This window comes from Dietzia sp. DQ11-71 (genome assembly GCF_014144995.1).
GTDB classification, from domain to species: domain Bacteria; phylum Actinomycetota; class Actinomycetes; order Mycobacteriales; family Mycobacteriaceae; genus Dietzia; species Dietzia kunjamensis.
In genome coordinates this window covers 1-8,786 of the sequence record NZ_JAALDT010000073.1, presented here as the reverse complement: position 1 = coordinate 8,786, position 8,786 = coordinate 1, and the positions used below count along the sequence as shown (strand labels likewise).

Annotated in this window: 4 protein-coding genes; all 4 read left to right on the top strand. The window is 72.5% G+C overall.

All coding sequences use genetic code 11. The features are described 5' to 3' along the window. The first annotated feature begins 122 nt into the window (after window positions 1–122). Window positions 123–884, top strand: a complete 762-nt coding sequence (locus tag G6023_RS02995; protein WP_067714791.1) for a decaprenylphospho-beta-D-erythro-pentofuranosid-2-ulose 2-reductase — start codon at window positions 123–125, stop codon at window positions 882–884. A 2-nt stretch (window positions 885–886) separates the two neighbouring features. Then, the gene (locus G6023_RS02990) at window positions 887–2,881 is read left to right on the top strand and encodes a galactan 5-O-arabinofuranosyltransferase (protein ID WP_182634046.1); all 1,995 of its coding nucleotides are present in this window, start codon (window positions 887–889) and stop codon (window positions 2,879–2,881) included. A gap of 91 nt (window positions 2,882–2,972) precedes the next feature. After that, window positions 2,973–6,326, top strand: coding sequence for an arabinosyltransferase domain-containing protein (locus G6023_RS02985; protein WP_347570706.1), 3,354 nt, complete (start codon window positions 2,973–2,975; stop codon window positions 6,324–6,326). Between the two features lie 22 nt (window positions 6,327–6,348). Then, window positions 6,349–8,786: arabinosyltransferase domain-containing protein (locus G6023_RS02980; protein WP_347570705.1), on the top strand; the 2,438-nt coding region annotated here is incomplete at its 3' end.

The following is an 8,786-nucleotide window of genomic DNA, read 5'->3' as shown; positions in this document are numbered from 1 at the left end:
GGCCGGGGGCCGGCCGGACCGGGCCACCGCGCAGCGGCGCACACCGCCTCGCGCCCGTCCCGATCCACCCGCCACCCGTGAGGGGCGCAGCAGCGTCGGACCCCCTCGGTAGACTCCTGCCCATGATCAATGCCGTCGGCGTCCCCCAGACCCTGCTCCTCCTCGGTGGTACCTCCGAGATCGGCCTGGCCATCTGCGCCGAGTACCTCCAGCAGGGCCCGATGCGCGTGATCCTCGCCTGCCTGCCCGGAGACCCGGGGGTCGACGACGCGCGCGCGGAGATGACCGCCGCCGGTGCGAGCGCGGTGGAGGTGGTCGACTTCGACGCCGCCGCGACCGAGTCCCACCCGGCCGCGTTCGAGCAGATCTTCGCCGGCGGGGACGTGGACGTGGCGATCGTCGCGTTCGGCCTGCTGGGTGAGAACGAGGAACTCTGGTCCGACCAGCGCAAGGCCGTCCAGATCGCCCAGATCAACTACACCGGCGCGGTCTCGGTGGGCGTGTTGCTCGCCGAACGGATGAAGTCGCAGGGTTACGGCCGGATCATCGCCATGAGTTCGGCCGCGGGTCTCCGTGCCCGCCGCTCCAACTTCGTCTACGGCTCCACCAAGGCGGGGCTGGACTCCTTCTACACCGGCCTCGGGTACGCGCTGGCCGAGCACGGGGTGGACGTCCTGGTCATCCGGCCCGGCCAGGTCCGCACGCGCATGTCGGCGCACGTCAAGGAGGCGCCGCTGACCATCAACAAGGACGAGGTCGCCCGCATCGCGGTGAAGAACGCCGGAGCCGGTAAGGGCGCGGTCTTCGCACCTGCCGCGTTCGGCGGGGTCATGGCCGTGCTCACGCACGTCCCCCGCCCCATCTTCCGCAAGCTCCCCTTCTAGGGATGCCGGTGGCGCTCCGGGGGCTCGGCCTGGCCGGCGCGGCGACGCTGCTGGCCGCCGTCGTCACCGCGGTCGTCCTCGCCGGGTTCTCCCTCGTCTCCTTCCCCGCCTACGGCAACTCCAACGTCCTGCGGGCGCTGACGGTCGTCGGTCAGGTCGCCGCCATCGCGCTGGTGGTGCTGGGGATACTGTCCGTACGCGCCGGCGAGCAGCCGGGCGGTCGGTCCGCGCTGGTCCGTCTGGGTAAGCTCGCGGCCCCCACCGGCTCCGCGTTGCTGGTCGCCGCCACACTGGGGATCCCGCTCGCCGCATCGCGGTTGTACCTGCACGGCGTGAGCGTGGACCAGGAGTTCCGCACCCAGTTCCTCGGTCGCTCGGCGACCTCGCTCGGACTGCCCGACATGGCGTACGCCGACCTGCCCTCGTTCTATCCGTCCGGCTGGTTCTGGCTGGGCGGGCGGTTCGCCAACCTCGCCGGCCTCGAGGGCTGGGCGGCGTACAAGCCGTGGTCCATCCTCTCGCTCGCGATCGCCGCCGCGCTGGTCACCGTGCTGTGGACCCGCCTGTTGCGCACCGACCTCGGGGCGGCGGTGGGACTGGTGTCGACCTCGATCATGCTCGCCTACGGCAGCCCCGAGCCCTACGGCGCGATCGTGGCGCTGTTCCTCCCGCCTGTGCTCATCCTCGCGTGGCACGCCGTCAACCCCACGGCGCGGCACGCCGGTCGCGGTGCGGCCCTGACCACCACCCTGTTCCTGGGCGTCTCGGCCAGCATGTACACGCTCTACACGGGTCTGGCGGCGGGCACCGTCGTACTCATGGCGCTGGTCGCGACCGTCACCGCCGTGTTCGCCGGCCGCCGCGCCGACCGTGCGGAGGACCGTGGGACCGACCGCGCCGACGGGGCACATCCCGCCCGTGAACCCCTCCCGCTCTGGCTGCCCGCGGTCCGGCTCGCGGCGATCGGGTTCGGCTCCATCGCGATCGCGCTCATCGTGTGGGCGCCCTATCTGCTCGCCGCCCTGCGCGGAACCCCGGCCGACTCCGGGACGGCGATGCACTACCTGCCCGACGCCGGCGCCCGCCTGCCGCTGCCCATGACCGCCGGCGGCCTCACGGGCTGGGTGTGTCTGGCCGGTCTGGTCTGGATCGTCGCCCGAGCGTGGACCTCGCGCCGCGCTCAGGCGCTGGGCCTGGGCGTGGTGGCCGTCTACCTGTGGTGCCTGGCCTCGATGGCGATCACCGTCCTGGGCACCACCATGCTCGGTTTCCGCCTCGAACCGGTGCTCATCGGTCTGCTCGTGGTGGCGGGCGTCTTCGCGATCACCGATGTCGCCGGCCTCGCCGTGCGCCTCGCCGGGCGCCAGAACGGCACCGACCGGCCCGCTGCGGAGGCGGCCGACCGGCGTCGCCGGGCCACCGTGGTGGTGGGGGTCCTGGCCTCACTGGCCGCACTCGCCCACGCTCAGGGCATTCCCGATCACCTGCACGAGGAGATCCGGCTGGCCTACACCGACACCGACGGTCACGGAGAGCGGGCGGACCGCTACCCGCCCGGGCCCGAGTCCCACTACGCCGAGGTCGACGAGACCATCCGGGAGGCGTTCCCCGGCCGGAGGCGGACCGACCTCGTCGTCGTCAGCACCGCCGATGCCTTCCTCGCCTACCACCCGTACCTGGCCTACCAGGCCGTAACCTCCCACTACGCCAACCCCCTGGGGCGGTACGCCGACCGCAACGAGGCCATGCTCCGGTGGGAGGACGCCACCAGCGGCGCCGAGCTGCACGCCATGATGGACCAGACCCCGTGGCGCGGCCCCGACGCGATCGTCACCCGCCGGTCGGGCGACGGATACGCACTGCGCCTGGCCGAGGACACCTACCCCAACGACCCCAACGTGCGACGGTTCGGCGTCACCATCCCCGCCGAGGCCGTCGAGGGCCCCCACTTCGAGGTCCACGACGTGGGCCCGTTCGCCGTGATCGTGGTGCGGTGATCACGTGGTGACGACGCGGGGAGCGGGTGGCGGTCGCCGGTCCGGTGACGGCCCGGACGCAGGGACCGTTCCAGGGGGTGACGACGACGAGGTGCGCGACACCGACCGTGAGCGTCCCCTCGGACTGCACCCCTACCCCGGAATGGACCGCCACCGCCGGTGGACGATCATCACCGGGTTCCTCGGTGCGTTCCTCGCCGTCCTCGCCGGGATACTGCCCGTCGACCAGGACACCACCCGTGTGCAGTGGACGGCCGGGCCCGACTACGCCCCGGTCACCGCGCCCCTGGTCTCCGGGCGGCCGCTCGACCTGACGATCACCGCCCCCTGCGCGCCGCTGGCACAGGTGCCGGAGAACACGATCGTGTTCTCCACCCTCCCGCAGGACGCCCCCGGGCGGATCTCCGACGGGCTGGTCGTCCAACGCGTCCGGGACGCCGCGGGCGATCCCGTCATCGAGGTCGCGGTCCGCAACATCACGCTGCTGTCCGTGCCGTTGTCGACCCTGCGCGACCCCGCGTGCGAGACGCTGCACGTGCGCGCCGAGACCGGGATCCTCACCGCCGAGTTCACCGGCCTCGAACGGGACCCCGACGACGCCGACGACGCCGTGCGCGCCGCCGTGCCCGGAAGCATGCGGCCGCAGGTCACCGGCGTCTTCACCGACCTCACGGCCGCGACCGCACCCGACGGGCTCGGTGAGTCGACGGTGGAGGTGACCGTCGACTCCCGCTACTCGTCCAGCCCCACGCTGCTCAAGCTGGTGCTGATGGTGATCGGCGTCCTTGCCACCCTCGCGTCCGTGGTGTTCCTGCACCGCCTCGACGGCATCGACGGCCGCTCGGGTCGACGGTTCGTGCCCCGGTCCTGGTCGCGACTGTCCGGGGTCGACGGCGTGGTGATCGGCGTCCTGGGTTTCTGGCACCTCGTGGGCGCCAACACCTCCGACGACGGCTACCTGCTGACCATGGCCCGCTCCGCCGGGCCCAGCGGATACATGGCCAACTACTACCGCTGGCTCGGCTCCCCCGAGTCCCCGGTGGGGTGGTACTACGAGATCCTGCGGGTGTTCGCCGAGGTGTCCACGGCCAGTCCGTGGATGCGCCTGCCAACCCTGGTGTGCGGAATCCTGTCGTGGCTCATCATCAGCCGGGAGGTCGTCCCACGGTTGGGCAGACTCGCCCGCACCTGGCGCGGACCGCGCTGGACGGGGGCCGCCCTGTTCCTCGCGTTCTGGATGGCGTTCAACAACGGGCTGCGGCCCGAGCCCGTGATCGCGCTGGGCGCCCTGCTCACCTGGTCGCTGGTGGAGCGGTCCATCGCCACCCGCCGCCTCGTGCCGGGCGTCGCGGCGATCGGTGTGGCCGCGTTCTCCCTCGGTGCCGGCCCGACCGGGCTGATGTGCGTGGCGGCGCTGGCCGCCGGCGCACGCGAGTTCGTCCGCATGGTGCGCCGCCGCGCGCAGGTGGTCGGATGGGCGGCGATCCTCGGACCCGTGCTGGCGGTGGGCCTCGCACTGCTCTACACCGTGTTCGCCGACCAGACCCTGGCCGCGGTCCTCGAGGCCACCCGCATCCGCACCGAGCTCGGTCCGAGTCTGCCCTGGTACGGGGAGAAGGAACGCTGGGAGGCACTGTTCGGGGTCTCCGCCGACGGCGGGGTCGCCCGGCGCTTCCCCGTCCTGCTCATGCTCATGTGCCTCGTGCTCGTCTCGGCCGTGATGCTGCGGCGTGGGCGGATCCCCGGCGCCGCCGCGGGGCCGTCCCGCCGGCTGATCGGCGTGATCGCGGGATCGTTGCTGTTCCTCGTGTTCACGCCCACCAAATGGACCCACCACTTCGGGGTGTTCGCCGGACTGGCCGGAGCCCTGGCGGTGCTGGCCGTGATCGCGCTGCGCTCCTCGACGGTGTCGCTGAGCCGGAACCGCTGGCTGGTGTGGGCGGCGCTGTGCCTCGTCGTCGGACTCTCCACCGCCACCGACAACACCTGGTGGTACGTCTCCGACTACGGCATCCCCTTCTCGGACTCCTTCCCCGCCATCGGCGGGGTGCAGATCCAGTACGTCGCGTTCGTCGGCGGCTTCGTGTGCCTGCTCATCGCCGGGCTCATCCACTCCGGGATCCTGCCCGACGACCCCGGCGCCGCCCTCCGCGTCCGCATCAGACAGGCGGTGCCCTTCCTGCGCACGCACGCCGACACCCCCGCGTCGCGACGGCGGGACGGCGGCTCCGGGGACACGGCCCGCCCGCGCCGGCGCGCCGGGATCGGCGGCGCCCCGCTGACGGTCGTCGCGTTCTCCGTGGTGATCTTCGAACTGTCCTCCGCGGTCATCGCCGTGTTCGCCCAGACCCCGGCCTACACGGTCGGGCGCGGCAACATGCGCGCCCTGGCCGGCGAACCCTGCGCACTGGCCGACTCGGTGCTGGTCGAGGAGGACTCCAACGACGGCCTGCTCGGCGCCATCGGGGCCGGGCCGGAGATCTCCCTCGGGGCCGGCGTGGTCAACGGCTTCGCCCCCAACGGTCTGCCGGACTCCATCACCGTCGACAGCACCGAGGCCTCCGGCTCCCTGGCGACGTCCGAGACCGGTGAGCGCGACCCCGGCGACGGCGTGGACGCCGGCACCACCGGTGGCCGCGGCGCCGTGACCGTCAACGGCTCCACCGTGGCCCTGCCCTTCGGCCTCGACCCGGACACCACTCCCGTCCTCGGTTCGTACCGGCGCGGGCCGCAGGTCGCCGCCGAACTCACCAGCGCCTGGTACCAATTGCCCGCCCGCAGCCCCAACCGGCCGCTACTCGTCATGGCCGCCGCCGGCCGGATCGGGAGCGGCGACCTGCGGATCGAGTACGGACGCCCCGGCCGGGTCGGCCCCGCCGGACCCACCGATTTCGAGGTCATGGGGTCCATGTCCCCCATCGACATCGGGCCGGCCCCCGCCTGGCGCAACCTGCGCATCCCGCTCGAGTCGATCCCCGCCGAGGCCGAGGTCGTCCGCGTGGTCGCCGCCGACGGCAACCTCGATCCCGACCAGTGGCTCGCTGTGACCCCACCACGGAACCCGCGCCTGCGCACCCTCGACGAGGTCGTCGGCCACACCGACCCGGTGCTCGTCGACTGGGTGGTGGCACTGGCGTTCCCGTGCCAGCGGCCGTTCGTGCACAACGGTGGCGTGGCGGAGATCCCCCGATACCGCATCCTCGCCGACCGGGAATCCTCCTCCGCCGCGAACTGGTGGCAGAGCGCCGGCGGCGGCGGACCCCTGCTGTGGACCACCCAGACGGTCGAGGCGATCACGGTCCCCACCTACCTCGACCACGACTGGTCGAGGGACTGGGGTTCGCTCCAGCGGTTCGAACCTCTGGACCCGCAGGCGAGTCCGGCCGAACTGGTCCGCGGCAGCGAGTTGCGGTGGGGCTGGACCACGCCGGGTCCGATGAAGTGATCGTCGCCTAGAATCGGTCGTCGTGTCAGACTCCTCGCCGGCCCCGTCCCCGGAAACCGCCCCGGCCACCGGCCCGGTGGCCGGCTCGGTCGCCGCCGACTCCCGCGTCAAGCGACTCCGTCTCATCTCGATAGTCAGCGGGCTCCTGGGGACCCTGTGCTTCCTCTCCCTGCCGTTCCTGCCGGTCGAGCAGACGACCTCGACCGTGCAGTGGCCGCAGAACGGGTCCGTCGACTCGGTCACCGCCCCGCTCATGGCGCACTCGCCGCAGCGGTTCACCGCCTCCGCACCGTGCACCCTGGTCGCGGATCTCCCGGAGGACGGGGGCATCCTGCTGGCCACCGCGCCCGCCGGCGGCGAGGAGGCCGGCGACCGCGCACTGTTCGTGCGCGCCTCCGCCGAGACGGTCGACGTGATCTCGCGCAACCGGGTGATCGTTTCCGCACCGCGAGACCGCGTGGAGGCCGGCGACTGCACACGGCTCAGCGTCGTCGCGGCCCCCACTTACGTGGAGGCGGCGTTCGAGGGGATGGACGATCCCGCGGCCACCCGCAGGGTGGACGCCGAGGACCTGCGCCCGATGGTGGTGGGCGTCTACACCGACCTGCCCTCGGACACAGCCGTGCCCGACGGTCTCGGCGCCACCGTGGAGGTCGACTCCCGGTTCACTACCGACCCCACCGCCCTCAAGTGGGCCGCCATCGTGATCGGCCTGCTGGCCACCGCGGTCGCCCTGTGGGCCCTGCACGCACTCGACCAGACCGACGGCCGGCGCGCCCGCCGCTTCCTGCCGCGCGGCTGGTTCAAGATCCGGCCGCCCGACGTCGTCGTGATCGGCACACTCGGCATCTGGCACTTCATCGGCGGCAACACCTCCGACGACGGCTACATCCTCACGATGGCCCGCGCCGCCGACCCGGCCGGGTACATGGCCAACTACTACCGCTGGTACGGGGTCCCCGAGTCGCCCTTCGGCTCCCCCTACTACGACCTGCTCACGCTGTTCGCACAGGTCTCCACCGCCAGCCCGTGGATGCGCCTGCCCGCGCTCGTCGCGGCCATCCTCTGCTGGCTGGTCATCAGCCGCGAGGTCCTGCCACGCCTCGGCCGGGCCGCCCGCACCACCCCGGTGGTGCTCTGGAGCGCCGCCGCCGTGTTCCTCGCGTTCTGGATGGCGTTCAACAACGGCCTGCGGCCCGAGCCCGTCATCGCGCTGGGGGCCCTGCTCACCTGGGTCTCCGTCGAACGGGCGATAGCCACGCGCCGGATGCTCCCGTTCGCGATCGCGGTGATCATCGCCTCGTTCTCACTGGCCACCGGCCCCACCGGCCTCATGGCCGTCGCCGCCCTCATCATGGGGCTGCGGGCGGTCGTCCGCACCGTGGTCGTGCGCGGCCGCCGGATCGGCTCGTACCTCGCCCTGATCGCCCCGGTGCTGGCCTCCGGCACCATGGTGCTCATCGTCGTCTTCGGCGTCCAGAACCTCGCCGCCGTCCTCGAGGCCATCCGCGTCCGCGGCGAGATCGGCCCCAACCTCAACTGGTTCGAGGAATTCGTCCGCTACTACTACCTGATGATCCCCACGGTGGACGGGTCCCTCGCCCGCCGCCTGCCGGTCCTGCTCGTGCTGCTGTGCCTGGCGCTGGTGATCGGCACCATGCTGCGCCGCGGCAAGGTGCCCGGCGCAGCCTCGGGACCGGTCTGGCGCCTGGTCGGCGTGGTCGTGGGCACCGCCTTCTTCATGATGTTCTCGCCCACCAAGTGGACCCACCACTTCGGTGTGTACGCCGGCATCGGCGGGGCGATCGCCGCGTTGGGCGCCCTCGCGATCTCCGCGTCCGCCGTCCGGACGGCCCGCAACCGCACGTTGTTCCTGGGCGTCATCCTCGTGGTGGTCGCGCTCGCCTTCGCGGGCCCCAACGGTTGGTGGTACGTCTCCAGTTACGGCATCCCGTGGTGGGACAAGGCACCCAGCGTCCGCGGCATCGACGCCGCCACTGTGCTGCTCGCCCTGGCCGTGCTCACGTTCGCCTACGCCGGCTGGCAGCACCTCCGTCGTGACTACATCGGTGAGCACGCGCCCCGCACCTCGGCGGGTCGTCGCCGGGTGCGGACCTTCGCCGCCGCCCCCATCGCGGTGGTCGCGGGACTGCTGGTGGTCTTCTCGTTCGCCTCGTTCGCCAAGGGGATCCACAAGCAGTACCCGGCCTACACCATCGCCGCCGGGAACGTGTCCGCGCTCGCCGGCAACCCCTGCATGCTCGCCGACCGCGTCCTGGTCGAGCCCGACGCGAACGCCGGCATGCTGGACCCGCTCGACGCCACCCCCCTGCCCGACGGGTCGATCGACCCGCGGGACCGGGCCGCCGCCATCGAGGCCGGGGAGAACACCGCGTTCACCCCGGACGGTGTCGCCCCGGACCTGTCGGCCGACGCGGTGGTGGCCGACCCCGGCGCCGC

Bases quoted from the DNA above. Each gene is read 5' to 3' on its own strand.
- G6023_RS02995 (WP_067714791.1), top strand. From the start codon at position 123: ATGATCAATGCCGTCGGCGTCCCCCAGACCCTGCTCCTCCTCGGTGGT.
- G6023_RS02990 (WP_182634046.1), top strand. From the start codon at position 887: ATGCCGGTGGCGCTCCGGGGGCTCGGCCTGGCCGGCGCGGCGACGCTG.